This window comes from Actinomadura sp. NTSP31 (assembly GCF_041951385.1).
Classification (GTDB): domain Bacteria; phylum Actinomycetota; class Actinomycetes; order Streptosporangiales; family Streptosporangiaceae; genus Spirillospora; species Spirillospora napierensis.
Map to the genome: position 1 here is coordinate 126922 of NZ_JBGNUT010000008.1, position 26067 is coordinate 152988.

Here is a 26067-nt window from a genome sequence, read left to right on the forward strand (position 1 = left end):
GAGGTGAGCAACGCCGACCTCGCGAACCTGAGCGACAAGCTCATGCTGACCACCGTGGTGCTGTACATCGTCGCGCTGGTCGCCTACGCGGCCGACCTCGGCTTCGGCCGCCGCTCCGTGGCGGTCATCGCCGAGGAGAAGGCCGAGGCCAAGGTCCTCGTCGGCGCGGCCGGCGCCGAGGCCGTGGCGGACGCCCCGGCCGGCGGAGCCGCCGCCGGGGAGACCGGCGAGGCGGCCGTGCCGGAGGGCCGCCGGACCGACTGGGCGCGGCTCGCGATCGTGCTGAACGTGCTCGGCTGGGCGGCGCACCTCGGCATCCTGGTGACCCGCGGCCTGGCGGTGCACCGCTGGCCGTGGGGCAACATGTACGAGTTCATGACGGCGCTGTCGTTCGCCGCCGTGACCGCGTTCATGATCGTGGCGCTGCGGTACAAGGCGCGCTTCCTCGGCGCGTTCGTGATGGCCGCCGTGGTGATCGCGCTCGGCGTCGACAACATCTGGCTGTACGACTCGGCGGGCCCGGTCAGCCCGGCGCTCAACTCCTACTGGATCGCGATCCACGTCACCGCCGCGATCATCGCCACCGGCTCGTTCACGGTGGCGGGCGCCGCGACGATCCTGTACCTGCTGAAGTCCCGCGCGGAGGCGAGCGAGGCCGGGGTCGGCGGCGGCGTGCTGTCGCGCATCCCGTCCGCCGAGGACCTCGACCGGCTGTCGATGCGGGTGACGATGTTCGCCTTCCCGATCTGGACGGCCGCCATCATCATGGGCGCCATCTGGGCCGACCAGGCGTGGGGCCGCTACTGGGGCTGGGACCCCAAGGAGGTCTGGTCCTTCGTCACCTGGATCGTCTACGCCGCCTACCTGCACGCGCGCGCGACGGCCGGCTGGAAGGGCCGCAAGGCGGCGATCCTGTCGCTGGTCGGCTTCGGCTGCCTGCTGTTCAACTTCTTCGGCGTCAACTACATGTTCTCGGGCATGCACTCCTACGCCTGAGCCGAACCGAGCACCTCAGGGGGGCCGCGGCCACCGCTTCCGGCGGGCGCCGCGGTCCTCGCACATCCGCGCCCGTCCGATTCGCGGTGACTCGCGGGGATGACGCCGTGTCGGGTTCCGGCTTACCCTGCCTCGGGGGCCCACTCGCTCGGCGACACCGCGGGCCCCGCTGACAGAGGAGCCCGATGCGCTTCAAAGGCGTCCACCGAAAGCCCCGGGAGCTGAGGAATCGGGAGGCCTCCCGGGGCGCGGCGGTCCGCAGGGACGACGCCGCGTACGCGCCGTCGCCGCCGGACGCGGGGCAGCGCCCCGAGCCCGCGCACCTGCGGCCGCGCGGCAACCAGCCCCGCGACCGGTTCGGCCGGTTCCGCAAGGCGGGCCGCGACGACGACTTCGCGCTCGCCCCCGGCGCCGACGGCCCGGACACCGCCGACACCCGCCCCGGACGGTACGGGCGGCGCGGCGCGGGGCGTCCGCGCGCCGGCGACTACGCGTGGAGCGACTTCGAGCTCGACGACGCCCTGCGCGCCGAGCCGTACCCGCCGGGCATGCCGCACGTGTCGGACGGGCGGCGGCACTGCGGCGTGCTGGAGAGCGTGCTGTACCGGCAGTGGGACGCGCGGCAGGGCCCGCCGACCCCCGAGGTGATCCGGGCCGTCGACAGCCTCGCGTCGCTGCCCGAGACGCTCAAGGAGAAGCTCGCGGGCGGCCTGGACGGCATCTACGTCGGGCCCGGCGGCGTCCCGCAGCTGGACGACATGGGCCACCTGCGCGACCGGCCGCTGCCGTCCGGCCGCGCCACCTGGGACATCTGCGCCGGCGCCTACGGCGACCGCAAGATCATCGTGGGGGACCGGCCGTCGCCGACCCCGGACGTGATGCTGCACGAGGTCGGGCACGCGCTGGACGACATCGACGGCGAGGCCGGCGGGTGGACCTCCGACAGCCCCGCCTTCCGGGAGCTGTACGAGCTGTGCCGCCCGCACCTGGCCAGCGACTTCCACCGGCAGCCCGACGCGCTCGGCCGGCGGGAGTTCTTCGCCGACGCGTTCGCGGCGATCTCGTCCCGGCAGCGTCCGGCGCTGGTGGATATGCTCGCCGGCAACATCAGGACGGCGCTGGAAGTCATGCTCTTCTTCAACCGCAGATACGGCATCTAGGACACCGCGATGCCGGCGAAGGCGATGGACTCCGAGGGTGATCGACGATGTACGTGATCCGGCTCCCCGACGGCACGCTCCGGGTGCCGCACAGCGTCCTCGCCGAACCCGGGGACGACGGACCGGACGCCGGGGACGACCGTGCGGATCGGGAGCGGGGCGGGCGGATCATCGCCGACGCCTACGTGGAGATCGGGCCGGGCGATCCCGACTACGACCGGCTCCTCGGCCAGTCGCTCACCGAGCAGGAGCTGGCGGACAGGCGGCGCCGCTGGCGGGACGAGGACGCCGAGCTGGCGCGCCGGTTCGAGGAATGGCGGGCCGGCGAGGCGGAGGAGTAGCCGTGCCGGATCGCGCGACCCCGGCCGCCCGGGCTGATGGACCGGCCGCGTGCGCGCGGCGGTCCGGGCGGTGCTCCGGGGTCAGTGCCTTCCGAGGGGGGACGGCCCTGTGCCTTTTCCGACCAGCCGGTCGGGGTAAGTTCTTCTCGAGGGGGACGACCCCCCGCACCCCCCGGCCGACTTCGTCGGGGTCAGTTCTTCTCGAGGGGGGACGACCCCCCACGCCCCCCGGCCGACTTCGTCGGGGTCAGTGGACCGAGTGCTCGGCGACCGGTTCCTCGCCGCGCAGCAGCGCGTGGACCTCGGACTCACGGAAGCGGCGGTGGCCGCCGGGAGTCCGGATGCTGCTGATCCGGCCGGCCGCGGCCCACCGGGTGACCGTCTTCGGATCGACCCGGAAGAGGGCGGCGACTTCCCCTGGGGTCAGCAGGCGCTCGCTCGTGCTCTCCACGTTTTCTCTCCCCCTTTGTCCCGCTCTCGGCGCGGGTGGACTGTTTAACAGTGTGGCGGGTCAAGACCGATTTCTCCCTTGTTTTCGGAAAAGATCACGCTGCGTAGTGACCCGAGCAGCGCGAATGACGGTCGGTGCTCGCCACCTGGGCCTCCGGGGGCTCGCACACCACACTTGACCTGCCGTGTCACGCTCGCAACGGCGTCCTGACAGTCGCGTGAACGGCCGCCGCGGCCGACCCCATACCCTCGTGACCATGTCCGATCTTGTTTCGCTGCCGGAGATCGAGCGCGCCGCCGAACGGCTCGTCGGCGTCACCCTGCGCACGCCGCTCGTCCCGTTCCCCGCGGACCGGTCCGCCGCCGGCGGGCCGTCCCTGCTCGTGAAGGCCGAGTCCCTGCAGCCGGTCGGCGCGTTCAAGCTGCGCGGCGCGTACGCGACCATCTCCTCGCTGCCCGAGGAGCAGCGCGAGCGCGGCGTCGTCACGCACTCCAGCGGCAACCACGCCCAGGCCGTCGCCTACACGGCCCGCGCGCTGGGCATCCCGGCCGTCCTGGTCATGCCGCACACCACCCCCGGCGTGAAGGTGGACGCCTGCATGGCGCTCGGCGCCGAGATCGTCTACGTCGAGCCGACCTCGCAGGCGCGCGAGGAGACCGCCGAGAAGCTCGCCGCCGCGCACGGCTTCACCCTCGTCCCGCCCTACGACGACGCCCGGATCATCGCCGGCCAGGGCACCGCCGGGCTGGAGATCGTCCAGGACCGCCCGGACGTGGACGTCGTGCTCGTCCCGGTCAGCGGCGGCGGCCTGCTCTCCGGCGTCGCCGCCGCCGTGAAGGCGCTCCGCCCCGAGGCCAAGGTGATCGGCGTCGAACCGGAGCTCGCCGCGGACGCCCGCGACTCGATGCGCGAGGGGCGCCCCGTCACCTGGGACGCCGAGAAGACCGGCCGCACCATCGCCGACGCCCTGCGCGTCCAGCGGGTCGGCGACCTGCCGTTCGCGCACATGCAGGCGCACGTCGACGGGATCGTCACCGTCACCGAGGACGAGATCCGCGGCACCATGCGCCGCCTCGCCCGCGAGGCCCGCCTCATCGCCGAACCCGCCGGCGCCGTCGCCACCGCCGCCTACCTCTACCACCGCGCCGAATTGCCGGCCGCCGGTACCTACGTCTCCATACTGTCCGGCGGCAACGTGGACCCGGCCCTCTTCCTCGACGTCCTCAAGTAGCCCCCCGGAAAGATCGCCCAGGGGCGGGGGTACAGTCGAAGGGTCATGCGTTCCGTACTGTTCTATACCTCCGGCCGGCTGGCGATCTTCGCGGCCACGGCCGGTGTGCTCGCGCTGTTCGGGGCCCGCGGGTTCCTCCTGCTGCTGCTGTCGCTGCTGATCAGCGGCATCGTCAGCTTCGTGCTGCTGTCGGGCCAGCGCGACCGGATGTCGGCCGCGGTGATGTCCGGCCTGAGCTCCCAGCGGGCCAAGTTCCAGCGCGCCCAGACGAAGGAAGACGCCTAGCCCGGACCGCGCGGGCGCCTCGCCGGCGCGGACGGGGCGACCAATAGGCTGGCCCCATGACCCGCGCCTCCTTGGATAAGAAGCCCGCCGACGTGGCGGCGATGTTCGACGGCACCGCCGAGCGGTACGACCTGCTGAACACGCTGATGACGGGCGGGCAGGACCGGCGCTGGCGGCGGGCGGCCGTCCGGGCGCTGGACGCGCGGCCGGGCGAGCGGATCCTCGACCTCGCCGCCGGGACCGGGACGTCCTCGGTGCCGTTCGCGGAGGCGGGCGCGCAGACCGTGGCGTGCGACTTCTCCCTCGGCATGCTCCGGGTGGGGGTGCGCCGGCAGGCGGGCGTGCCGCGGCTGAGCTTCGCGGCGGGCGACGCGCTGCGGCTGCCGTTCGCCGATGGCTCCTTCGACGCCGTGACGATCTCCTTCGGGCTGCGCAACGTCGCCGACACCGGGCGGGCGCTGCGCGAACTGCGGCGCGTCGCCAAGCCGGGCGGGCGGCTGCTGATCTGCGAGGTCAGCCACCCGCCGAACGCGCTGCTGGCGCTCGGTCACAAGACGCACCTCAGGTACGGGCTGCCGCTGCTGGCGCGGGTCAGCTCCAATCCCGACTCCTACCGCTACCTCGCCGAGTCGACGCTCGCCTGGCCCGACCAGGCGGGGCTGGCGCGGCTCGTCCAGGACGCGGGCTGGACGCGGGTGCGCTGGCGCGACCTCACCTTCGGGGTGGCGGCGATGCACCATGCGATCAACCCCGGCTGATCGTCCGCCCGGCGGGTTTGGGACCGGTCCAAAACAGAACCGGCCCAGAAGTACCCACCGGTCGTGATAAAGGAATAGACTCCCCACCGGATCCTTGTGAAGTACTTCACAAGCGAACGAGCTAAAGAGGAACGCTGTGACCGACTCCACCCGACACGCGGACGTCATCGTCGTCGGGGCAGGCCCCGCCGGATCGTCGACCGCCTACTGGCTCGCGCAGGCCGGGCTGGACGTGCTGCTGCTGGAGAAGGCCACCTTCCCGCGCGACAAGATCTGCGGCGACGGACTCACCCCGCGCGCGGTCCGCGCGCTCATCGGGATGGGCGTCGACATCAACGACCCCGGCTGGGGGCGCAACAAGGGGCTGCGCATCTACGGCGGCGGCGTCAAGGTCGAGCTGCCCTGGCCGGAGCTGGCGAGCTTCCCCGACTTCGGCCTCGTCCGCAAGCGCACCGACCTCGACCAGCTGCTCGCCGAGCACGCCGCCAAGGCCGGCGCCGAGCTGCTGCAGGGCTGCAACGTGACCGGCCCGATCGTCGACGACCGCACCGACCGCATCAAGGGCGTGACCGCGACCTACGAGGGCCAGGAGGTCGAGTTCCACGCGCCGCTGGTCGTCGCGGCCGACGGCAACTCGACCCGGCTGTCGCTGGCGATGGGGCTGCGCCGCCGCGAGGACCGCCCGATGGGCGTCGCCGTCCGGCGCTACTTCCAGACGCCGCGCCACGACGACGAGTACATGGAGGCGTGGCTCGAACTGTGGGACGGCGAGCGCCTGCTCCCCGGCTACGGCTGGGTGTTCGGCGTCGGCGACGGCACGTCCAACGTCGGGCTCGGCCTGCTCAACACCAGCAAGGCGTTCCAGAACGTCGACTACCGCGGCATGATGAAGCGCTGGTGCGCGCAGATGCCGGAGGACTGGCAGTTCGACGAGGAGCACGCGACCTCGAAGATCCGCGGCGCGGCGCTGCCGATGGGCTTCAACCGGCAGCCGCACTACACCCGCGGGATGCTGCTGGTCGGCGACGCCGGCGGCATGATCAACCCGTTCAACGGCGAGGGCATCGACTACGCGCTGGAGTCCGGCCGGCTGGCCGCCGACATCATGGTGCAGGCGCTCGCCCGCCGCACCCCGGCGCAGCGCGAGCGGACCCTGTACGAGTACCCGCGCATCCTGAAGGACGAGCACGGCGGCTACTTCACGCTGGCCCGGGTGTTCGTGCAGGCCATCGGCGACCCGCGGATCATGAAGTTCCTGACCGCGCACGGCCTGCCGCACCCGACCCTGATGCGGTTCACCCTCAAGCTGCTCGCCAACCTCACCGACCCGAAGGGCGGCGACGCGATGGACCGGGTCATCAACGCGATGCAGAAGGCGGCGCCGGCGGCATGAGCGGTCCCCGAGAGCTCCCGAAGATATCGCTGTTGCCCGCGAAGCCGCAGGTGAGCGGACTAAAGTGCATTACCCGACCCCCTGAGGGGAGTGCTATTGATCACCTTGGCTAGGGTGGCGACCCGTGCTCGTGAGAATTTTCACGAGCGTGTGGAGGGTCACGCCGCCGAGGCGCGCCGGTCCGGCCCCGGACCCCGCGCCCCGTACAGCGTCGTACGTACCGAGGAGGGGCGGTAGAGACGCATGGATCTCTATGTTCCGATCATCGTGCTGGGAGTGCTCGCCGCGCTGTTCGCCGTCGGCTCGGTGGCGATGGCCTCGCTCACCGGCCCCAAGCGCTGGAACCGCGCGCGGCTGGACGCCTACGAGTGCGGCATCGAGCCGACCCCGCAGCCGGTCGGCGGCGGGCGGTTCCCCGTCAAGTACTACCTGACGGCGATGCTGTTCATCGTCTTCGACATCGAGATCATCTTCCTGTACCCGTGGGCCGTCGCCTTCGACCACATGGGCATGTTCGGGCTCGTGGAGATGGTCCTTTTCATCGTCACCGTTCTCGTCGCCTACGCCTACATCTGGCGCCGCGGCGGTCTGGAGTGGGACTGAGATGGGTCTAGAGGAGAAACTCCCGAGCGGGTTCCTGCTGACGACGGTCGAGCAGGTCGCCGGGTGGGCGCGCAAGAGCTCGGTGTGGCCGGCGACGTTCGGCCTGGCGTGCTGCGCGATCGAGATGATGGCCACCGGCGACCCGCGGCACGACTTCTCCCGCTGGGGGATGGAGCGCGCCTCCGCGACGCCGCGGCAGGCCGACCTGATGATCGTCGCGGGCCGGGTGAGCCAGAAGATGGCCCCGGTGCTGCGGCAGATCTACGACCAGATGACCGAGCCCAAGTGGGTCATCGCGATGGGCGTGTGCGCCTCGTCCGGCGGCATGTTCAACAACTACGCGATCGTGCAGGGCGTCGACCACATCGTCCCGGTGGACATCTACCTGCCCGGCTGCCCGCCGCGGCCGGAGATGCTGCTGGACGCGATCCTCAAGCTGCACGACAAGATCCAGAACACCAAGCTCGGCCCGCAGCGCCAGAAGCAGATCGTCGAGCTGGAAGAGGCCAAGCGCCGCCAGCTGCCGCTGCTGGGACAAGGAACGGTTTAGATGTCTTCGGAGAACCCTGAGCAGAGGGCCGAGCAGGGCGCCGACCAGCTCCCCGCGCAGGCCGAGGAGGAGCGCCGCGAGCAGCCGATCGCCCGCCAGGGCATGTTCGGCGCCAAGACGACCGGCGACACCTCCGGATACGGGGGGCTGGTCATCCGGCAGAGCCCCAAGGTCACCGCGCCGCGCCCCTACGGCGGGCCCGGCGGCGCCGCCGAGGCCGGCGAGTTCGACGAGGTCGCCGACGAGCTGGAGCGGGCGCTCCCCGACTTCGGCGACGCGATCGAGCGCGTCGTCGTGCACCGCGGCGAGCTGACGTTCTTCGTCAAGCGCGAGCGGCTCCTCGACGTTGCGCGCACCATGCGGGACGAGCCGTCGCTGCGCTTCGAGCTGTGCTCCGGCGTGTCCGGCGTGCACTACCCGAAGGACGCGGGCGCCGAGCTGCACTCGGTCGTGCACCTGCTGTCGATCACCCACAACCGGCGCGTCCGGCTCGAGGTGACCTGCCCGGACGCCGACCCGCACGTCCCGTCGCTGGTGCCGGTGTACCCCACCTGCGACTGGCACGAGCGCGAGACCTACGACTTCTTCGGGATCGTCTACGACGGCCACCCCGCGCTCACCCGCATCGAGATGCCCGACGACTGGGTCGGCCATCCGCAGCGCAAGGACTACCCGCTCGGCGGCATCCCCGTCGAGTACCGAGGCGCGGAGATCCCCCCGCCGGACGAGAGGCGGTCGTACGTATGAGCTCAACGAAGTACACCGAGTACGACGCCTACGCCGCCGAGGAGGCGGCCGAGGGCCGCGTGTTCGACGTCAACGGCCAGGACTGGGACCAGGTCGTCGCCGGCGCGGAGGACCTCGGGGACGAGCGGCTCGTGGTCAACATGGGCCCGCAGCACCCGTCCACGCACGGCGTCCTGCGGCTGATCCTCACGCTCGACGGCGAGACCGTCGACGACTGCCGGGTGGGCATCGGCTACCTGCACACCGGCATCGAGAAGAACATGGAGTTCCGCACCTGGACGCAGGGCACCACGTTCTGCACGCGGATGGACTACCTCGCGCCGATCTTCAACGAGACGGCGTACTGCCTGGGCGTGGAGAAGCTGCTGGGCGTCACCGACCAGGTGCCGGAACGGGCCCAGATCATCCGCGTGATGATGATGGAGCTGAACCGGATCTCCTCCCATCTGGTCGCCATCGCCACGTTCGGCCTCGAGCTGGGCGCGACGACCGTCATGCTGAACGGCTTCGTCGAGCGCGAGTACACCCTTGACCTCTTCGAGGAGATCACGGGTCTGCGGATGAACATGGCGTATGTCCGTCCGGGCGGCGTTGCCCAGGACCTGCCGAGCGGTGCGCTCAGCAAGATCCGCGACTATCTCGACCGGATGCCCAAGCGGATCCAGGCGCTGCGGAAGCTGATGGACGCCAACCCCGTCTATCTGGCCCGGACCAGGGACATCGCGTATCTCGACCTTACCGGGTGCATGTCGCTGGGCATCACCGGCCCCATGCTCCGCGCGACCGGCCTGCCGTGGGATCTGCGCAAGTCACAGCCCTACTGCGGCTACGAGACCTACGACTTCGAGGTCGCGACGCAGGACACCTGCGACGTGTACGGGCGCTATCTCGTCCGGATGCAGGAGATGGAGGAGTCGCTGAAGATCGTCGAGCAGTGCGTGGAGCGGCTGCAGTCGGTCAAGGGCCCGGTCATGATCGAGGACAAGAAGATCGGCTGGCCGGCGCAGCTGGCGATCGGCGCGGACGGGATGGGCAACTCGCCCCGGCACATCGCGCACATCATGGGCACCTCGATGGAGGCCCTGATCCACCACTTCAAGCTGGTGACGGAGGGCTTCCGGGTGCCGGCGGGGCAGGCGTACTCGCACATCGAGTCGCCGCGCGGCGAGCTCGGCGCGCACGTGGTCAGCGACGGCGGCACCCGCCCGTACCGCGTGCACTTCCGCGAGCCGTCCTTCGTCAACCTGCAGGCCACGCCGGCCATGGCGGAGGGCGGCATGATCGCCGACGTCATCGCCGCCGTCGCCAGCATCGACCCGGTCATGGGGGGAGTGGACCGATGACGTTCGAACCGGAGGTGCGCGAGCGCCTCGAACGCGACGCCAAGCAGATCATCGGCCGGTATCCGAAGCCGCGGTCGGCGCTGCTCCCGCTGCTGCACCTGGTGCAGTCGGAGGAGGGGCACGTCTCGCAGGACGGCATCGAGTTCTGCGCCGAGCAGCTCGGCATCACGCCGGCGCAGGTGACGGGCGTGTCGACGTTCTACACGCAGTACAAGCACGAGCCGGTCGGCGAGTTCCACGTGGGCGTGTGCATCAACACGCTGTGCGCGGTGATGGGCGGCGACCAGATCTGGAACGAGCTGACCGAGCACACCGGGGTCGGGCACGACGAGGCCACCCCGGACGGCAAGGTCAGCCTGGAGCGGATCGAGTGCAACGCGGCCTGCGACTTCGCGCCGGTGATGATGGTCAACTGGGAGTTCTTCGACAACATGACTCCCGAGAAGGCCAAGCGGCTGGTCGACGACCTGCGCTCAGGTAAGGAAGTGCTTCCTTCGCGCGGGCCGGACAGGCTGTGCAGCTGGAAGGACGCGTCCCGGGTGCTCGCCGGGTTCCCCGACGGCCGCGCCCACGAGGGCGTGCAGGCCGGGCCCGAGTCGCTGCGCGGGCTGGAGCTCGCGAAGCAGCGCGGCTGGGAGGCCCCGCCGGCGGACGCCGACCGTGAGCAGCCCGCGGAGCCGGTCAAGCCGCAGGAGGTCACCGATCCGCCGCCCAACGAGCCGGGCAAGCCGATCGGCGGCGATGTGAAGCCGGGCAGCCAGGAGGGTCGCAACCAGTGACAACGCTCACCCCGATCCTCACGAAGAACTGGGACCAGGCCGACTCGTTCACCCTCGCGGGCTACGAGCGCGAGGGCGGCTACCGCTCCCTGCGCAAGGCGCTCGGGATGGCGCCGGACGACATCGTCCAGCTGGTCAAGGACTCCGGCCTGCGCGGCCGCGGCGGCGCCGGGTTCCCCACCGGCATGAAGTGGGGGTTCCTGCCCGCCGAGAGCCCGAACCCGCGCTACCTCGTCGTCAACGCCGACGAGTCGGAGCCGGGGACCTGCAAGGACATCCCGCTGATGATGGCGAACCCGCACGTCCTCGTGGAGGGCGTCATCATCAGCTCCTACGCCATCAAGTCGAACCAGGCGTTCATCTACGTGCGCGGCGAGGTACTGCACGTGATCCGCCGGTTGCAGCAGGCGGTCGCCGAGGCGCGCGAGGCCGGGTACATCGGCACGGACATCCTCGGCTCCGGCTACGACCTGGACGTGGTCGTGCACACCGGCGCCGGCGCCTACATCTGCGGCGAGGAGACGGCGCTGCTGGACTCCCTCGAAGGGTTCCGCGGTCAGCCCAGGCTCAAGCCCCCCTTCCCGGCGGTGTCGGGCCTTTATGGCGGCCCCACCGTCATCAACAACGTCGAGTCGATCTCGTCCGTTCCCTCGATCGTGGAGAACGGCGCCGACTGGTTCACCTCGATGGGGACCGAGAAGTCGGCGGGCTACGGGATCTTCTCGCTGTCCGGGCACGTCACCCGGCCCGGCCAGTACGAGGCGCCGCTCGGCATCACGCTGCGGGAGCTGCTCGACATGGCGGGCGGGATCCGCGAGGGGCACCGGCTGAAGTTCTGGACGCCCGGCGGGTCGTCCACGCCGATCTTCACCGACGAGCACCTGGACGTCCCGCTGGACTTCGAGTCCGTCGGCGCCGCCGGGTCGATGCTCGGCACCCGCGCCCTGCAGATCTTCGACGAGACGACCTGCGTCGTCCGCGCGGTGCTGCGCTGGTCGGAGTTCTACGCGCACGAGTCGTGCGGCAAGTGCACGCCGTGCCGCGAGGGCACCTACTGGTACAAGCAGATGCTCAAGCGGCTGGAGGCCGGCCAGGGCAAGGAAGAGGACCTGGAGACGCTCCTCGACCTGTCCGACAACATCCTCGGCCGCTCCTTCTGCGCCCTCGGCGACGGCGCGACGAGCCCGGTGGTCTCGTCGATCAAGCTGTTCCGGGACGAGTACCTCCAGCACTTCGAGCAGGGCGGCTGCCCGTTCGACCCGGCCAAGTCCACCCTCTGGGGAGGTGCCAAGTGACCGTCACCGACGACAAGTCGGCGGTCGAGAAGTCCGTCGAGATGGTCTCGTGCACCATCGACGGGTTCGAGATCGAGGTGCCGAAGGGCACGCTGATCATCCGGGCCGCCGAGTTGCTCGGCATCCAGATCCCGCGGTTCTGCGACCACCCGCTGCTGGACCCGGTCGGGGCCTGCCGGCAGTGCCTGGTGGAGATCCCCGACGCGGGCAACGGGCGCGGGATGCCGAAGCCGCAGGCGTCGTGCACCACCACGGTGATGCCCGGGATGGTCGTCAAGACCCAGCTGACCTCGCCGGTCGCCGACAAGGCGCAGCACGGCGTGATGGAGCTGCTGCTGATCAACCACCCGCTGGACTGCCCGATCTGCGACAAGGGCGGCGAGTGCCCGCTGCAGAACCAGGCGATGTCCAACGGGCGCGGCGAGACCCGGTTCACCGAGACCAAGCGGACGTTCCCCAAGCCGATCCCGCTGTCCAGCCAGGTGCTGCTGGACCGGGAGCGCTGCATCCAGTGCGCCCGCTGCACCCGGTTCTCCGACCAGATCGCCGGCGACGCGTTCATCGACCTGTTCGAGCGCGGCGCGAAGGAGCAGGTCGGCGCGGCCGACGGCAAGCCGTTCCAGTCCTACTTCTCCGGCAACACGGTGCAGATCTGCCCGGTCGGGGCGCTGACCGGCGCCGCGTACCGGTTCCGGTCCCGGCCGTTCGACCTGGTGTCGCAGCCGAGCGTCTGCGAGCACTGCGCGTCCGGCTGCGCGCTGCGCACCGACCACCGGCGCGGGAAGATCACCCGCCGGCTGGCCGGGGACGACCCGCAGGTCAACGAGGAGTGGAACTGCGACAAGGGCCGCTGGGCGTTCACCTACGGGACGCGCCCCGAGCGGCTCACGCACCCGCTGATCCGCAACGAGAACGGCGAGCTGGAGACGGCGTCGTGGCCGGAGGCGCTGACCGTCGCGGCCCGCGGCCTCGCGGCGGCGCGCGGCTCGGCGGGCGTGCTGACCGGCGGCCGGGTCACCCTCGAGGACGCCTACGCCTACGCCAAGTTCGCGCGGATCGCGCTCGGCACCAACGACGTCGACTTCCGCGCCCGGGCGCTGTCGGACGAGGAGTCGCGGTTCCTGGCCTCCTCGGTCGCGGGCCGCCCGATCGAGGTGTCCTACGCCGACCTGGAGAAGGCGCCCGTGGTCGTCCTCGCCGGCTTCGAGCCGGAGGAGGAGTCCCCGATCGTGTTCCTGCGGCTCCGCAAGGCGCACCGCAAGAACAGGCTGAAGGTGTACGGGATCGCGCCGTTCGCGACGCGCGGCCTGCAGAAGGTCGGCGGGACGCTGCTGCCGACGGCGCCCGGCTCGGAGTCGGAGACGCTCGGCTCGCTGATCGGCGACCCGTCGCTCGCCGGCGTCCGCACGCTGCTGGAGGCGCCCGGCGCCGTCATCATGCTGGGCGAGCGGCTCGCCGCCAGTCCCGGCGCGCTGACCTCCGCGGTCCGGCTGGCGCAGGTCACCGGCGCCCGGCTCGCGTGGGTGCCGCGCCGGGCCGGGGAGCGCGGCGCGATCGAGGCCGGGGCGCTGCCCGGGCTGCTGCCGATCGGCCGCCCCGTCACCGACCCGGAGGCGCGCGCCGAGGTCGCCCGCGCCTGGGGCGTCGCGGAGCTGCCCGCCGGCCCCGGCGAGGACACCGCCGGCATCATCGCGGCCGCGGCGGAGGGCCGGCGCGGCGCGCTGCTCGTCGGCGGCGTCGACCCCTACGACCTGCCCGACCCGGACGCGGCGCTGCGGGCGCTGGAGGCCACCCCGTTCGTGGTGAGCCTGGAGCAGCGGCCGAGCGCGGTCACCGACCGCGCCGACGTGGTGCTGCCGGTCGCGGCCGTCGCGGAGAAGTCCGGCACGTTCGTCGACTGGGAGGGCCGCGGCCGCCAGTTCGACGTCGTGCTGAAGTCCGCCGGGCGGATGTCGGACCTGCGGGTCCTGCAGGCGCTCGCCGACGAGATGGACGTCCACCTCGGGCTCCCCGGGCCGGAGGCGGCGCGGCGCGAGCTGGCGCAGCTCGGCGCCCACCGCGGCGAGCGGCCGGACGCGCCCGACGTGGCGCACGCGCTGCCCCCGCACCCCGAGCAGGGCGAGGCGCTGGTGGCGACCTGGCGGCTGCTGCTGGACCGGGGCCGGCTGCAGGACGGCGAGCCGTTCCTGGCCGGCACCGCCAAGGCCGCGGTGGCCCGGCTGTCGCCCGCGACCGCGGCGGAGATCGGCGCGACCGGCGCCGTCACGGTGTCGGGGCCGCGCGGCGAGGCGACGCTCCCGCTGGAGGTCACCGCCGACCTGCCCGACCGGGTGGTGTGGCTGCCGACGAACTCGGCCGGCTGCGCCCTGTACCGGGACCTGGGCGCGGCGGCGGGCGGCGTCGTCAAGATCTCGAGCGGCGTGCCCGCCCGCCCGACCGAGAACGCGGGAGGTACCCGATGAGTCCGCTTGCGGCGCCCGCCGCCGATCCCACGCTCGCCACGTTCGGCAAGGACCCGTGGTGGCTGATCGGCGGCAAGGTGCTGGTCATCTTCGTCTTCCTGGTGCTGACCGTGCTGCTGTCGATGTGGGTCGAGCGGCGGGTCATCGGGCGGATGCAGCTGCGCGTCGGCCCGAACCGCGCCGGCCCGCAGGGCCTGCTGCAGGGCCTCGCCGACGGCGTGAAGCTCGCGCTGAAGGAGGACATCGTCCCCCGCCAGGTGGACAAGGTCGTGTTCGTCCTCGCGCCGGTGATGTCGGCGGTGCCGGCGTTCATCTCGTTCATCATCATCCCGTTCGGCCCGACGGTGTCGATCTTCGGGCACCACACCGCGCTGCAGGGCACCGACCTGCCGGTCGCGGTGCTGCTGGTGCTGGCGATGTCGTCGATGGGCATCTACGGGATCGTGCTGGCGGGCTGGTCGTCGATGTCGCCGTACTCGCTGCTCGGCGGGCTCCGCTCGTCCGCGCAGATGATCTCCTACGAGATCGCGATGGGGCTGTCGTTCGTCGCGGTGTTCATGTTCGCCGGGTCGATGTCCACCTCGGAGATCGTCGCCAAGCAGGACCACATCTGGTTCGCGGTGCTGCTCGCGCCGTCCTTCGTGGTGTACGTGATCACGATGATGGGCGAGTCGAACCGCATCCCGTTCGACCTGCCCGAGGGCGAGGGCGAGCTGGTCGGCGGCTTCCACACCGAGTACTCGTCGCTGAAGTTCGCGATGTTCTTCCTCGCCGAGTACATCAACCTCGCGACGCTGTCGGCCCTCGCCACCACGCTGTTCCTCGGCGGCTGGCGGGCGCCCGCGCCGATCTCCACCGTGTGGTCGGGCGCCAACTCCGGCTGGTGGCCGGTGCTGTGGTTCCTGGTCAAGCTCTGGCTGTTCATCTTCTTCTTCGTCTGGCTGCGCGGCTCGCTGCCGCGGGTGCGCTACGACCAGCTGATGAAGCTCGGCTGGAAGGTCCTGATGCCGGTCTCGCTGGCCTGGATCCTGCTGGTGTCCACCATCAAGGCGTTCAAGAACGACGGCTACGACATCCAGCAGATCCTGTGGATCACCGCCGGGGCCATCGCCGTGGTGCTGGTGGTCACGGTGGTGTGGGAGATGGTCCGCGGCGGCGACGGCGGCGAGATCGTCCCGGGCGCCGACGCGCCCGCCCCCCGGGACCCGTCGGCGGGCGGGTTCCCGGTGCCGCCGATGGACGCCCCCCACTACCACGGCCGGGCCCGCGAGCAGCCGGCCCGCCCGGCCACGATCGAATCCGCCTCTGAGGAGGTCACCAGTGGGACTCACTGATTTCCTGAATCCGGTCAAGGGGTTCGGGGTCTCGTTCCACCAGATGTTCATGAAGAGCGAGACCGTTCAGTACCCCGAGGTGAAGAAGCCGACCGCCCCGCGCTTCCACGGGCGGCACCAGCTCAACCGGTGGCCGGACGGCCTGGAGAAGTGCATCGGCTGCGAGCTGTGCGCCTGGGCCTGTCCCGCCGACGCCATCTTCGTCGAGGGCGCCGACAACACCGAGGACGAGCGGTACTCGCCCGGCGAGCGGTACGGCCGCACCTACCAGATCAACTATCTGCGGTGCATCCTCTGCGGCCTGTGCATCGAGGCGTGCCCGACGCGGGCGCTGACGATGACCAACGAGTACGAGCTCGCCGACGACAGCCGCGAGAGCCTGATCTACACCAAGGACATGCTGCTCGCCCCGCTGCGCGAGGGCATGGAGCCGCCGCCGCACGAGATGCGGCTCGGCGACACCGAGGAGGACTACTACCGCCTCGGCCTCCAGCCGGAGGACGCCGCGCCGACCGTCCCCGCGCAGGGCGGCGGACGGGCGAGCGTCGACAACGCGGTGAAGCGGGAGAAGCCGGCCAAGGGCGGTGAGGGCAAGTGACCGCCCATCTCCAGGCCGCCCACCTCGAGGCCGCCGGCGTCCTGGCGGGGCACGTCGCCGACAAGCAGTCGGGGGAGCCGTTCTTCTTCTGGCTGCTCGCGGTCGTGTCGGTCTGCGCCGCGCTCGGCATGATCCTGGTCCGCAAGGCGGTGCACTCGGCGCTGCTGCTGGCGACCGTGATGCTCTGCCTCGCCGCGATGTACGCGATCCAGAACGCGCCGTTCCTGGCGTTCGTCCAGGTGATCGTCTACACCGGCGCCGTGCTGATGCTGTTCCTGTTCGTGCTGATGCTCGTCGGCGTCACCTCCACCGACTCGCTGGTGGAGACGATCAAGGGCCAGCGGTTCTGGGCGGTCATCGTCGCGATCGGGTTCGTCGTGCTGCTCGGCACCGGGCTCGGCAACGCCGCGCTCGGCGACTCCGCCGGGCTGAAGGCCGCCAACGCCGACGGCAACGTCCTCGGCCTGGCGCGGCTGCTGTTCACCAAGTACGTGTTCGCGTTCGAGGCGACCAGCGCGCTGCTGATCACCGCGGCGCTCGGCGCGATGGTGCTGGCGCACCGCGAGCGCACCGAGCCGAAGCCGACCCAGAAGGACCTGTCGAAGCGGCGCTTCGCGTCCGGCGAGCACCCCGGGCCGCTGCCCGGCCCCGGCACCTACGCCCGGCACAACGCCGTCGACATGCCGGCGCTGCTGCCGGACGGGACGCCGTCGGAGCTGTCGGTCAACCCCGTCGTCGCGGCCCGCACCGACACCGCCGAGCGGCACGCCGACCTGTACGGCGGCACCGAGCAGGCCGCGGTGGACGCGGACGTCGCCGCGGTCAGGGCGGCGACGGAAGAGGCGAAGGACGCCGACGCCGAGTCGCGCGTCGTCAGGGCCGGCACGCCGGCCGCCGGCGGTTCCGGCGGCGGCGCGGGCGGCAACGAGCGTGAAGGCGAGGCTGGTCAATGAGTCCGGGGCACTACCTGGCGCTCTCGGCGATCCTGTTCACCATCGGAGGTCTCGGCGTCCTCGTGCGCCGCAACGCGATCGTGGTGTTCATGTGCGTCGAGCTGATGCTGAACGCCACGAACCTGGCGTTCGTGACGTTCTCCCGCATGCACGGCACCCTCGACGGCCAGATCATCGCGTTCTTCGTGATGGTGGTGGCGGCGGCGGAGGTCGTGGTCGGCCTGGCGATCATCATGACCATCTTCCGGACCCGCAGGTCCTCGTCGGTCGACGACGTGAACCTGCTGAAGTACTGAGAGGTCGGGGATGAAAGCGGAAGGCATCCAGGCCGCGTCCTGGCTTCTCGTCGCGCTGCCCCTGCTGGGCGCCGCGGTCCTCCTGCTCGGAGGCCGGCGCACCGACAAGTGGGGGCACCTGCTCGGCGTGCTGACGCCGGTGGCGTCGTTCGCCATCGGCGTCGCGATGCTCGTCCAGATGCTCGGCTACGACGACGCCTCGCGGCGCCGCACCGTGCACCTGTGGGACTTCATCGGCGTCGGCCAGTTCAAGATCGGCATGGACCTGCTGGTGGACCCGCTGTCCATCAGCTTCGTGCTGCTGATCACCGGGGTGGGCTCGCTCATCCACATCTACTCCGTCGGCTACATGGCCGAGGACCCCGACCGGCGCCGGTTCTTCGGCTACCTGAACCTGTTCGTCGCGGCGATGCTGCTGCTCGTCCTCGGCGGCAACTTCCTCGTGCTGTTCCTCGGCTGGGAGGGCGTGGGCCTCGCCTCGTACCTGCTGATCGGGTTCTGGCAGCACAAGCCGACCGCGGCGACCGCGGCGAAGAAGGCGTTCGTCGTCAACCGCGTCGGCGACATGGGGCTGATCATCGCGATCGCGCTGATGTTCGCCACGTTCGGCACCGTCGACTTCGGGCCGATCCTCGGCACGGGCGCCGAGCACGCCGGGCTCGCCACCAGGCTGAGCACCGGCACCGCGACCGCGATCGGGCTGCTGCTCCTGCTCGGCGCGTGCGGCAAGTCGGCGCAGCTGCCGCTGCAGTCCTGGCTGCTGGACGCGATGGAGGGCCCGACCCCGGTGTCGGCGCTCATCCACGCGGCGACGATGGTGACCGCGGGCGTCTACCTGATCGTCCGGTCCGGGCCGATCTTCGAGATGTCCGACACCGCGCAGCTGGTGGTGACGATCGTCGGCGCGGCCACGCTGCTCGCCGGTGCGATCATCGGTTGCGGCAAGGACGACATCAAGAAGGCCCTCGCCGGGTCGACGATGTCGCAGATCGGCTACATGACGCTCGCCGCCGGCCTCGGCCGGCCCGGGTACGTGTTCGCCATCGCGCACCTCATCGCGCACGGCTTCTTCAAGGCGGGCCTGTTCCTCGGCGCCGGGTCGGTCATGCACGGCACCCACGACGACGTGAACATGCGCCACTACGGCGCGCTGCGCGGCGTCATGATGACGACCTACGTCACCTTCGGGCTCGGGTTCCTGGCCATCATCGGGTGCCCGCCATTCTCCGGCTTCTTCACCAAGGACGGCATCATCGAGGCGGCGTTCGACAAGGGCGGCGCGTCCGGGGCGATCCTCGGCGCCTGCGCGCTGGTCGGCGCGGCCATCACCGCCTACTACATGGCGCGCGTGATGATCATGACCTTCTTCGGCGCGAAGCGCTGGGAGGAGGGCGTGCACCCGCACGAGTCGCCCAAGGTGATGACCATCCCGCTGATGGTCCTCGCGATCGGCTCGGTCGCCGCGGGCGGGCTGCTGGTCCTCGGCGGGTTCGCCGACTTCCTGGAGCCCGTCACCGGCAAGCCGGAGCACGCCGAGGACTTCAAGTGGATCACCGCGCCGGGCGCGGCCACGTTCGTCCTGATGATCGTCGGCGTGGGGATCGCCTGGATGCAGTACGGCCGCCGAGCCGTGCCGCGCGAGGCCCCCAAGGGCTCGTTCGTCACCGTCGCGGCCCGCAAGGACCTGTACGGCGACGCCCTCAACGAGTCGCTGCTGATGCGGCCCGGCCAGTGGCTGACCCGGCTCGCGGTCTGGTTCGACGGGCGCGGCGTCGACGGCGCCGTCAACGGGCTCGCCGCCCTCATCGGCGGCACGTCCGGCCGGTTCCGCCGCATCCAGACCGGCTTCGCGCGCTCCTACGCACTGTCCATGTTCTTCGGCGCCGCGCTGGTCGTGGCCGCCCTCCTGGTGGTGAACGTGTCATGAGCGACTTTCCCTGGCTGAGCGTCCTCATCGCGCTGCCACTGCTGGGCGCCGTCGCGGTCAGCGTGCTGCCGCGCGACAACGAGCCGCTGGTCAAGTGGTTCTCGTTCGGCGTCTCCGCCCTCGTGGGCGTCCTCGCCCTGGTCATGGCGGCCGGCTTCGACGCCGGCGGCGACCGGTTCCAGTTCACCGAGAAGTACTGGTGGATCAAGGAGTTCGGGATCCACTGGGCGCTCGGCGTCGACGGCGTCGCGCTGGTGCTGATCCTGCTGTCGGTCATCCTCGTCCCGCTGGTCATGCTCGCGTCCTGGAACGAGGACGAGCGGTCCGGCGGCGTGGACGTCCCGGCGAAGCGGTCGGTGAAGGCCTACTTCGCGCTGCTGCTGACCCTCGAGGCGGCGATGATCGGCGTCTTCGCGGCGACCGACGTGTTCCTGTTCTACGTCTTCTTCGAGGCGATGCTCATCCCGGTGTACTTCATCATCGGGCACTACGGCGGCGGCGCCGCCCGCGAGCGCTCCTACGCCGCGGTGAAGTTCCTGCTGTACTCGCTGTTCGGCGGGCTGCTGATGCTCGTCTCGGTCATCTGGCTGTACCCGCTGTCGAACAAGCCGGTCGGCGAGGGCGGCCTCGGCCACGGCACCTTCATGTTCGAGGAGCTGCGCGGGCTGCACGTCGACCCGACCACCGCCAAGTGGCTGTTCCTCGGCTTCTTCGTCGCGTTCGCGATCAAGGCGCCGATGGTGCCGGTGCACACCTGGCTGCCGACCGCGGCGCAGCAGTCGCCGCCCGGCGCGCTCGTGCTGATCGTCGGCGTGCTCGACAAGGTCGGCACCTACGGGATGCTGCGGTTCTGCCTGGAGCTGTTCCCCGGCGCGTCCAAGTGGGCGACGCCCGCGGTGCTCGTCTTCGCGGTGATCAGCATCATCTACGGCGCGGTCCTCGCGATCGGGCAGGTCGACCTGAAGCGGCTCATCGCCTACACCTCGGTGTCGCACTTCGGGTTCATCGTGCTCGGCATCTTCGCGATGACCTCGCAGGGCCAGTCCGGCGCCGCGCTCTACATGGTGAACCACGGCTTCTCCACCGGCGCGCTGTTCCTGCTCGTCGGCTTCATGATCGTCCGGCGCCGGTCGGCGAAGATCACCGACTTCGGCGGGGTGCAGAAGGCCGCGCCGGTGCTCGCCGGGACGTTCCTCGTCGCCGGCCTGTCCGGGCTGTCGCTGCCCGGCCTGTCGACGTTCGTGTCGGAGTTCCTGGTGCTGGTCGGCACGTTCAGCCGCTACAAGGTGGCCGCGTGCTTCGCCGTCACCGGCGTCGTCCTCGCCGCCGTCTACGTCCTGTGGATGTACCAGCGGACGATGGGCGGCCCGAAGGTCCCGGCCGTCGAGGGCATGAAGGACCTCACGGCCCGCGAGAAGTGGGCCGTCGCCCCGATCATCGCGATCATCGTGGCGATGGGCTTCTTCCCGCAGCCGGTGCTGCATGTGATCAACCCGTCGGTGAAGGAGACGCTCGCCCGTGTCGACCGGCACGACCCGGCGCCGACGCTCACCGGTAACGTCGCCGAGAACGGAGCACGTCCATGAGCCCTGCCAGTCACGTGAGCCCGGTGGCTCATGGGGTGCTCGCCCAGGGGGGTGACATCCCGGCGCCGCACATCGAGTACGGCCAGATCGGCCCGCTGCTGCTCGTCCTCGGCATCGCCGTCGCGGGCGTCCTCGTGGAGGCGTTCGTCGGCCGCACCTGGCGGTACGCGGTGCAGGTGCCGGTCGCGTTCCTCGGCCTCGCGGGCGCGTTCGTGTGGACGATCCTGCTCGGCTGGCGCGACGACCCGCACCACGTCGCCGCGCAGGGCGCCCTCGGCGTGGACGGCCCGACCCTGTTCCTGCAGGGCACCATCCTCGTCCTCGCGCTGGTCAGCCTGCTGCTGATCGCCGAGCGCGGCAACGGGCGCAGCGGCGGCATCGTCGGCGGCCACTTCGCGCCGCAGGCGTCCGCGCTGCCCGGCAGCGAGGCCGAGCAGCGCAGCGCCGCCGCCGGGATCACCCAGACCGAGGTGTTCCCGCTGATGATGTTCGCGGTCGGCGGCATGCTGATGTTCCCCGCCGCCAACGACCTGCTCACCATGTTCGTGGCGCTGGAGGTCATGTCGCTGCCGCTGTACCTGCTGTGCGGCCTCGCCCGCCGGCGGCGGCTGCTCTCCCAGGAGGCGGCCGTCAAGTACTTCCTGCTCGGCGCGTTCTCCTCGGCGTTCTTCCTGTACGGGACGGCGCTGCTGTACGGCTACGCCGGCTCGGTCCGGCTGTCGGACATCTCCGCGCAGGTCAGCAAGGACGCCGGCAGCGAGACCCTGCTGCTGGCGGGCGTCGCGCTGCTGTCGGTCGGGCTGCTGTTCAAGCTCGGCGGCGTCCCCTTCCACATGTGGAAGCCGGACGTGTACCAGGGCGCCCCGACCCCGATCACCGCGCTGATGGCGTCGTGCACGGTCGTCGCCGCGTTCGGCGGGATCCTGCGGGTGTACTACGTCGGGTTCGAGACGCTGAAGTGGGACTGGCGGCCCTACATGTGGGGCGTGGCGATTCTCACGATGGTGGTCGGCGCGATCATCGCGATCACGCAGTCCGACATCAAGCGGATGCTGGCGTACTCGTCCATCGCGCACGCGGGCTTCCTGCTCATGGGCGTCGTCGCCACCTCCCAGGACGGCCTGTCCAGCACGATGTTCTACCTCGTCGCCTACGGCTTCACCTCCATCGGCGCCTTCGCGGTCGTCACGATGGTGCGCGACGCCGGCGGCGAGGCCGGGCACCTGTCGCGCTGGGCGGGGCTCGGCAAGCGCTCCCCGGTCGTCGCCGGAGTGTTCTCCTTCTTCCTGCTCGCCTTCGCCGGCATCCCGCTGACCAGCGGCTTCACCGGCAAGTTCGCGGTGTTCAAGGCCGCCGTCGAAAGCGGCGCGACCCCGCTGGTCGTGGTCGGCGTCGTCTCCTCCGCGGTGGCCGCCTTCTTCTACGTGAAGGTGATCGTCGTGATGTTCTTCAGCGAGCCGGAGGCGGACGGCCCCGTCGTCGTCGCGGGGCCGGCCACCGCGGCTGCGGTGGCGCTCGGAGCGACGGCTACTGTGGTACTCGGCGTGATCCCGCAGCCCATTCTGGACCTTGCGGGCCACGCCACGACCCACATGTTCGTCCGGTAGGGAGTCTTGGGTGAGCGACCCAATCGCTGAGAAGTCCGGCGGGCCGGCTCGGCAGGAGCCCGGCCCGTTCGGGCTTCCCGTCGACTCGGCCCTCGCGGCCGACGCCAGGGAGCGCCTGGCCGCAGTCGAGGAACTGCTGCTGGAATCCGTGCGGGGCGAGGACCCGCTGCTCACCCAGGCCTCCAAGCACCTCGTCGAGGCCGGCGGGAAGCGGTTCCGGCCGATGCTGGTGCTGCTCGCCTCCCACTTCGGCGACCCCGCCGCCCCCGGCGTCGTGCCCGCCGCCGTCGTCGTCGAGCTGACCCACCTCGGCACCCTCTACCACGACGACGTCATGGACGAGGCGACCGTCCGGCGCGGCCAGGCGTCCGCGAACTCCCGGTGGACGAACACCGTCGCGATCCTCACCGGCGACTACCTGTTCGCCCGCGCGTCCGACCTGCTCGCCGACCTCGGCCCCGAGGCCGTCCGGATCCAGGCCCGCGCGTTCGCCCGGCTGGTGCGCGGCCAGATCCAGGAGACCGTCGGCCCCGCCGAGGACGCCGACCCCCTCAAGCACTACCTGCAGGTCGTCGCGGACAAGACCGCCTCCCTCATCACGGTGTCCGGCCAGTTCGGCGCGCTGCTGTCGGGCGCCGACCCGCACGTCGTCGACACCATCACCTCCGCGTGCGAGAAGATCGGCGTCGCCTTCCAGCTGCAGGACGACATCCTCGACATCACCTCCGAGACCGACGAGTCGGGCAAGACCCCCGGCACGGACCTCCGCGAAGGCATCCGCACCCTCCCGATGCACCTCGTCCTCGGCGGCGTCGGCTCCGGCCCGGACGACGCGCGGCTGCGCGAGCTGCTCGTCCAGGACCTGTCCGACGACGCGCTGCACGCCGAGGCCCTCGCCCTGCTGCGCGCCCACCCCGCCATGGACCAGGCCCGCGCCGACCTCCGCCAGTGCGCGGCGGACGCCCGCGCCGAGCTCCTCACCCTCCCCGCCATCCCCGCCCGCGACGCCTTCACCGGCCTCTGCGACTACGTGGTCTCGCGTACCGGCTGACGACTAGGGCCGCCGGTCCGGCACGCCCGCGGGGCGGGCCGGGACCGGCGCCGCGTCCGGTCGGCCTTCCGTTTCCTTCGCACGGCCGAGTGTCGCGGCGGCGGCCAGGGCGAGGCAGCCCAGCGCGCCGCCCAGCCACAGGGCGCCCGCGGCCCCGGCGGTGTCGGCCACCCGTCCGCCCGCCAGCGCCCCGAGCGAGATGGCGAGGTTGAACGCGGCGACGAACAGCGCCGACGCCGGCTCGGCGGAGCACGGCGGCACGGCCCGCAGCAGCCACGTCTGCAAGGTGACCGAGACACCGCCGTATGCGGCGCCCCACAGCACCAGCAGCGCGACGGTCGGGAGCGGGGCCCGGCCCGCGACCGGGAACAGCAGCACGGCCGGCGCGAGCAGCGCGGCGAGCAGCAGGAGGGTGCGGCGCGGGCCGCGCGCGGCGGCCGTCCCCGCGGCGAAGTTCCCGGCGACGCCCGCGACGCCGTACAACAGCAGCAGGGTGCTGATCAGGTCCGGGTCCACGCCGGACACCCGCTCCAGCACGGGACGCACGTAGGTGTACGCCGCGAAGTGCCCGGTGACCAGCAGGAACGTCACCATGAGGCCGGCCCGGACGGCCGGTGCGCGCAGCACCCGAGGCACGCCCCGCAGACCCGCCGGGCTCGTGGCGGGCAGCGCCGGCAGCAGCGCGGCGAGGGCCACGCACGCGGCCAGGGACAGCGCCCCGGCCACGGCGAACGCGGCCCGCCAGCCCGCGAGGTCGCCGATCAGCGTCCCCGCCGGGACGCCCGCCACCGACGCCACCGAGATCCCGCCGAAGATCACCGAGGTGGCGGCGCCGGCGGAGCGCTCCGGTACCAGCCGCGCCGGGAGCCCGCCGGCGATCGCCCACACCCCGCCGATCGCCACGCCGACCAGGATCCGCGAGGCCAGCAACGCGGGCAGCCCGGGCGCGGCGGCCGAACCGAGGTCGGCCAGCGCCAGCAGGCCCGCCAGCGCGGCCAGCACCGCGCGGCGGTCCAGCCGGGCGGTGGCCGCGGGCAGCACGGGCGCGCAGAGCGCCGCGACCACGCCGGGCACGGTCATCGCCAGCCCGGCCGTGCCCGCCGACGCCCCGAGGTCCGGGCCGATCGACGTCAGCAGTCCCACCGGCAGCATCTCGCTGGTGACGACGAGGAACGTGGCCGCGGCGACCGCGAACACCGCGGGCCAACCGCGCCGCGGCGAGGAGTCGGAAGGAACCGTCATGCCTTCGACCCTGGTCCGGCGCCGCACCGGGAACAACGGCGAAGATTGCATCCTTCTATGAGCGAGGCTCATCGATCAGCGACCAGAGGAGCGGCGGCGTGCCGGAACTGGAGGCCCGGGAAATCGAATGCTTCCTCGTCCTCAGCGAGGAGCTGCACTTCGGCCGGACGGCGGAACGCCTCTACCTCTCGCAGAGCCGCGTCAGCCAGCTGCTGCGCTCCCTGGAAACGCGGATCGGCGCCCGGCTCGTGGAACGCACCAGCCGCCGCGTCCGGCTGACCCCGCTCGGCGCCAGTCTGCGCGACGAGCTGGCCCCCGCCTACACGGCCCTCGTCGACGCCGTCGAAGCCGCCAGGGCCAAGGCCCGCGGCGTCGGCGGCGTCCTGCGGATCGGCTTCCTCGGTTCGCTGGACGAGGACCTGACCGGCCTCGTCCGCGCGTTCCAGCGCGACCATCCCGGCTGCGAAATGCGGACCGTCGAGGTGCCGCTGGCCGACCCGTTCGGGCAGGTCCGGGACGGGGACGTCGACGCGGCGATCGTGCTGGCGCCGGTGCGGGAGCCCGGTCTCGCCTCCGGGCCCGTCTTCTCCGAGGCGCCGCTGAGCCTCGCCGTCCCGGCCCGCCACCCGCTCGCGGACCGCCCGTCGGTCCCCGCCGAGGACCTGGCCGGGCATCCGCTGATCCGGATCGCCGGGCCGGCCCCGCGGTACTGGCGCGAGGCGCAGTCGCCGGGCCTGACGCCCGGCGGCCGCGCCGTCCCGTCCGGGCCGGCCGTCGGCACGATCCAGGAGGCCCTGGCGATGGTCGCGGCGGGACGCGGCGCGATGCCGCTGTGCGTCCCGACCGCCCGCCGGCACGTGCGGGGCGACGTCGTCTTCGTCCCGCTCACCGGCCTGCCCGACTCGGCGCTCACGCTCGTCTGGCACCGCGACCGCGCCACCGCGGGCGTCCGCGCCTTCGCCGCCGCCGTTGCCGCCGCCGCCGAAGGCGCGGCACGGGGCCGCGCACCCGCCGCGCCCGCCCTGCCCGCCGCCGGACGGGAAGCCCCGGCTCTCACCGGACCCGGCGGCGGTTAGGCG

25 protein-coding genes are annotated in these 26067 nt (G+C 71.7%); 23 read left to right on the forward strand and 2 right to left on the reverse strand.

The window, feature by feature from the left end:
- Positions 1-3: 3 nt before the first annotated feature.
- The 3 genes from ccsB (at position 4) to ACA514_RS15880 (ending at position 2497) form a co-directional block, all read left to right on the forward strand.
- Positions 4-996: a c-type cytochrome biogenesis protein CcsB gene (gene ccsB / locus ACA514_RS15870; RefSeq protein WP_375041887.1), complete on the forward strand. Its 993-nt coding sequence runs from the start codon at positions 4-6 to the stop codon at positions 994-996.
- Between the two features lie 185 nt (positions 997-1181).
- Entirely contained in the window at positions 1182-2156 is a 975-nt protein-coding gene (locus ACA514_RS15875; protein ID WP_375041888.1) for a hypothetical protein, read from the forward strand.
- Between the two features lie 47 nt (positions 2157-2203).
- Positions 2204-2497: a hypothetical protein gene (locus ACA514_RS15880; RefSeq protein ID WP_375041889.1), complete on the forward strand. Its 294-nt coding sequence runs from the start codon at positions 2204-2206 to the stop codon at positions 2495-2497.
- A 247-nt stretch (positions 2498-2744) separates the two neighbouring features.
- On the opposite strand, the gene ACA514_RS15885 is transcribed toward ACA514_RS15880, so the two are convergent.
- On the reverse strand, positions 2745-2948 hold the full coding sequence (locus ACA514_RS15885; RefSeq protein WP_151543245.1) for a BldC family transcriptional regulator: 204 nt from the start codon (positions 2946-2948) through the stop codon (positions 2745-2747).
- Positions 2949-3204: 256 nt separating this feature from the next.
- Here ACA514_RS15885 and ACA514_RS15890 point away from each other — a divergent pair, with 256 nt between their 5' ends.
- From ACA514_RS15890 to ACA514_RS15980, 19 genes are all read left to right on the forward strand, one after another.
- On the forward strand, positions 3205-4179 hold the full coding sequence (locus ACA514_RS15890; protein ID WP_375041890.1) for a threonine/serine dehydratase: 975 nt from the start codon (positions 3205-3207) through the stop codon (positions 4177-4179).
- Between the two features lie 45 nt (positions 4180-4224).
- A complete protein-coding gene (locus ACA514_RS15895) occupies positions 4225-4464 on the forward strand; it encodes a DUF4229 domain-containing protein (protein WP_375041891.1) in 240 nt (79 codons plus the stop codon).
- A 56-nt stretch (positions 4465-4520) separates the two neighbouring features.
- Positions 4521-5222, forward strand: coding sequence for a demethylmenaquinone methyltransferase (locus ACA514_RS15900; protein WP_375041892.1), 702 nt, complete (start codon positions 4521-4523; stop codon positions 5220-5222).
- A gap of 136 nt (positions 5223-5358) precedes the next feature.
- A complete protein-coding gene (locus ACA514_RS15905; protein ID WP_344271317.1) occupies positions 5359-6615 on the forward strand; it encodes a geranylgeranyl reductase family protein in 1257 nt (418 codons plus the stop codon).
- A gap of 243 nt (positions 6616-6858) precedes the next feature.
- On the forward strand, positions 6859-7218 hold the full coding sequence (locus ACA514_RS15910; protein ID WP_285920516.1) for an NADH-quinone oxidoreductase subunit A: 360 nt from the start codon (positions 6859-6861) through the stop codon (positions 7216-7218).
- Position 7219: 1 nt separating this feature from the next.
- Complete coding sequence (locus tag ACA514_RS15915; RefSeq protein WP_375041893.1) at positions 7220-7768, forward strand: NuoB/complex I 20 kDa subunit family protein; 549 nt, start codon at positions 7220-7222, stop codon at positions 7766-7768.
- Positions 7769-8515, forward strand: a complete 747-nt coding sequence (locus tag ACA514_RS15920) for an NADH-quinone oxidoreductase subunit C (RefSeq protein ID WP_375041894.1) — start codon at positions 7769-7771, stop codon at positions 8513-8515. It abuts the gene before it with no gap.
- Complete coding sequence (locus tag ACA514_RS15925; RefSeq protein WP_375041895.1) at positions 8512-9858, forward strand: NADH-quinone oxidoreductase subunit D; 1347 nt, start codon at positions 8512-8514, stop codon at positions 9856-9858. The genes ACA514_RS15920 and ACA514_RS15925 overlap by 4 nt, the downstream gene beginning before the upstream one ends.
- Positions 9855-10637 (forward strand): NADH-quinone oxidoreductase subunit NuoE, encoded by a 783-nt coding sequence (gene nuoE / locus ACA514_RS15930; RefSeq protein WP_375041896.1) that lies wholly within the window; start codon positions 9855-9857, stop codon positions 10635-10637. The genes ACA514_RS15925 and nuoE overlap by 4 nt, the downstream gene beginning before the upstream one ends.
- On the forward strand, positions 10634-11932 hold the full coding sequence (gene nuoF / locus ACA514_RS15935; protein WP_375041897.1) for an NADH-quinone oxidoreductase subunit NuoF: 1299 nt from the start codon (positions 10634-10636) through the stop codon (positions 11930-11932). The genes nuoE and nuoF overlap by 4 nt, the downstream gene beginning before the upstream one ends.
- Positions 11929-14394 carry an NADH-quinone oxidoreductase subunit G gene (locus ACA514_RS15940; RefSeq protein WP_375041898.1) on the forward strand — a complete coding sequence of 822 codons (2466 nt, stop codon included), beginning with the start codon at positions 11929-11931 and terminating at the stop codon, positions 14392-14394. The genes nuoF and ACA514_RS15940 overlap by 4 nt, the downstream gene beginning before the upstream one ends.
- The gene (gene nuoH / locus ACA514_RS15945; protein WP_375041899.1) at positions 14391-15728 is read left to right on the forward strand and encodes an NADH-quinone oxidoreductase subunit NuoH; all 1338 of its coding nucleotides are present in this window, start codon (positions 14391-14393) and stop codon (positions 15726-15728) included. The genes ACA514_RS15940 and nuoH overlap by 4 nt, the downstream gene beginning before the upstream one ends.
- A gap of 43 nt (positions 15729-15771) precedes the next feature.
- On the forward strand, positions 15772-16326 hold the full coding sequence (nuoI, locus tag ACA514_RS15950; protein ID WP_375042081.1) for an NADH-quinone oxidoreductase subunit NuoI: 555 nt from the start codon (positions 15772-15774) through the stop codon (positions 16324-16326).
- 41 nt (positions 16327-16367) lie between these two features.
- A complete protein-coding gene (locus ACA514_RS15955) occupies positions 16368-17279 on the forward strand; it encodes an NADH-quinone oxidoreductase subunit J (RefSeq protein ID WP_375042082.1) in 912 nt (303 codons plus the stop codon).
- Positions 17276-17575, forward strand: a complete 300-nt coding sequence (gene nuoK / locus ACA514_RS15960; RefSeq protein WP_375041900.1) for an NADH-quinone oxidoreductase subunit NuoK — start codon at positions 17276-17278, stop codon at positions 17573-17575. The genes ACA514_RS15955 and nuoK overlap by 4 nt, the downstream gene beginning before the upstream one ends.
- 10 nt (positions 17576-17585) lie before the next feature.
- Entirely contained in the window at positions 17586-19502 is a 1917-nt protein-coding gene (gene nuoL / locus ACA514_RS15965; protein ID WP_375041902.1) for an NADH-quinone oxidoreductase subunit L, read from the forward strand.
- On the forward strand, positions 19499-21088 hold the full coding sequence (locus ACA514_RS15970) for an NADH-quinone oxidoreductase subunit M (protein ID WP_375041904.1): 1590 nt from the start codon (positions 19499-19501) through the stop codon (positions 21086-21088). The genes nuoL and ACA514_RS15970 overlap by 4 nt, the downstream gene beginning before the upstream one ends.
- Complete coding sequence (nuoN, locus tag ACA514_RS15975) at positions 21085-22695, forward strand: NADH-quinone oxidoreductase subunit NuoN (protein ID WP_344271342.1); 1611 nt, start codon at positions 21085-21087, stop codon at positions 22693-22695. The genes ACA514_RS15970 and nuoN overlap by 4 nt, the downstream gene beginning before the upstream one ends.
- A 22-nt stretch (positions 22696-22717) precedes the next feature.
- Positions 22718-23746 (forward strand): polyprenyl synthetase family protein, encoded by a 1029-nt coding sequence (locus ACA514_RS15980; RefSeq protein ID WP_375042083.1) that lies wholly within the window; start codon positions 22718-22720, stop codon positions 23744-23746.
- Positions 23747-23749: 3 nt separating this feature from the next.
- Here the strand turns inward: ACA514_RS15980 and ACA514_RS15985 are convergent, their stop codons facing one another.
- The gene (locus ACA514_RS15985; RefSeq protein ID WP_375041905.1) at positions 23750-24988 is read right to left on the reverse strand and encodes an MFS transporter; all 1239 of its coding nucleotides are present in this window, start codon (positions 24986-24988) and stop codon (positions 23750-23752) included.
- 98 nt (positions 24989-25086) lie between these two features.
- Between ACA514_RS15985 and ACA514_RS15990 the strand changes: the two genes are divergently transcribed.
- Complete coding sequence (locus ACA514_RS15990; protein ID WP_375041907.1) at positions 25087-26064, forward strand: LysR family transcriptional regulator; 978 nt, start codon at positions 25087-25089, stop codon at positions 26062-26064.
- Positions 26065-26067 lie beyond the last annotated feature (3 nt).

Bases quoted from the DNA above. Each gene is read 5' to 3' on its own strand.
- ACA514_RS15920 (WP_375041894.1), top strand. From the start codon at position 7,769: ATGTCTTCGGAGAACCCTGAGCAGAGGGCCGAGCAGGGCGCCGACCAG.
- ACA514_RS15925 (WP_375041895.1), top strand. From the start codon at position 8,512: ATGAGCTCAACGAAGTACACCGAGTACGACGCCTACGCCGCCGAGGAG.
- nuoN (WP_344271342.1), top strand. From the start codon at position 21,085: ATGAGCCCTGCCAGTCACGTGAGCCCGGTGGCTCATGGGGTGCTCGCC.
- ACA514_RS15910 (WP_285920516.1), top strand. From the start codon at position 6,859: ATGGATCTCTATGTTCCGATCATCGTGCTGGGAGTGCTCGCCGCGCTG.
- ACA514_RS15970 (WP_375041904.1), top strand. From the start codon at position 19,499: ATGAGCGACTTTCCCTGGCTGAGCGTCCTCATCGCGCTGCCACTGCTG.
- nuoH (WP_375041899.1), top strand. From the start codon at position 14,391: ATGAGTCCGCTTGCGGCGCCCGCCGCCGATCCCACGCTCGCCACGTTC.
- ACA514_RS15875 (WP_375041888.1), top strand. From the start codon at position 1,182: ATGCGCTTCAAAGGCGTCCACCGAAAGCCCCGGGAGCTGAGGAATCGG.
- ACA514_RS15880 (WP_375041889.1), top strand. From the start codon at position 2,204: ATGTACGTGATCCGGCTCCCCGACGGCACGCTCCGGGTGCCGCACAGC.
- nuoL (WP_375041902.1), top strand. From the start codon at position 17,586: ATGAAAGCGGAAGGCATCCAGGCCGCGTCCTGGCTTCTCGTCGCGCTG.
- nuoE (WP_375041896.1), top strand. From the start codon at position 9,855: ATGACGTTCGAACCGGAGGTGCGCGAGCGCCTCGAACGCGACGCCAAG.
- ACA514_RS15890 (WP_375041890.1), top strand. From the start codon at position 3,205: ATGTCCGATCTTGTTTCGCTGCCGGAGATCGAGCGCGCCGCCGAACGG.
- nuoK (WP_375041900.1), top strand. From the start codon at position 17,276: ATGAGTCCGGGGCACTACCTGGCGCTCTCGGCGATCCTGTTCACCATC.
- ACA514_RS15985 (WP_375041905.1), bottom strand. From the start codon at position 24,988: ATGACGGTTCCTTCCGACTCCTCGCCGCGGCGCGGTTGGCCCGCGGTG.
- ACA514_RS15915 (WP_375041893.1), top strand. From the start codon at position 7,220: ATGGGTCTAGAGGAGAAACTCCCGAGCGGGTTCCTGCTGACGACGGTC.
- ACA514_RS15895 (WP_375041891.1), top strand. From the start codon at position 4,225: ATGCGTTCCGTACTGTTCTATACCTCCGGCCGGCTGGCGATCTTCGCG.
- nuoI (WP_375042081.1), top strand. From the start codon at position 15,772: ATGTTCATGAAGAGCGAGACCGTTCAGTACCCCGAGGTGAAGAAGCCG.
- ACA514_RS15900 (WP_375041892.1), top strand. From the start codon at position 4,521: ATGACCCGCGCCTCCTTGGATAAGAAGCCCGCCGACGTGGCGGCGATG.